This is a genomic window from Streptomyces silaceus (genome assembly GCF_001419745.1).
GTDB lineage: Bacteria > Actinomycetota > Actinomycetes > Streptomycetales > Streptomycetaceae > Streptomyces > Streptomyces silaceus.
Window position 1 is genome coordinate 1 of record NZ_LIRJ01000638.1, and the last position, 425, is coordinate 425.

Sequence of the window (425 nt, forward strand, 5' to 3'; positions counted from 1 at the left end):
GTTCCGAGACGGGTTGTCAGCACCTGCTGCCCTTCAGTCCGGCCCCTGCCCGAGCAGCGCCACCGTGCCTGTGGCGGCAGCACGTCCGGAGGCAGTCACCAGGAATCGAGCCCCACCCGGTTCCTTCACCACCTCGACCAGGCTGCCCAGCAGCGGCACCCGGGCCTGGACACGGACGTGCAATCCGACCACCGCGGCCGCGGTCATGCCGGAGGTCAGCAGAACCGCCTGGCGTCCGGCCTCAAGCACTGCCTGAGTCGGCAGACAGTCGGGCTCTGAGGCGAGCAGAACCGGATGGGCCGGGTCGCGTGGGGCGATGACCAGCTTCCCTTGAGGAGCGCGCGCGATCATGACATCGGGGTCGCCGGCAGCGCCTACCGCAGCTGCCGACGGGTACAGCAGCCCCGGCGTCCGGGCCACTCCCT

1 pseudogene is annotated in these 425 nt (G+C 70.8%); it reads right to left on the bottom strand.

Annotation, left to right across the window (positions count from 1 at the left end):
- Window positions 1–33: 33 nt before the first annotated feature.
- Window positions 34–425, bottom strand: a pseudogene (locus AOK22_RS43550) (hypothetical protein); the annotation flags it as partial.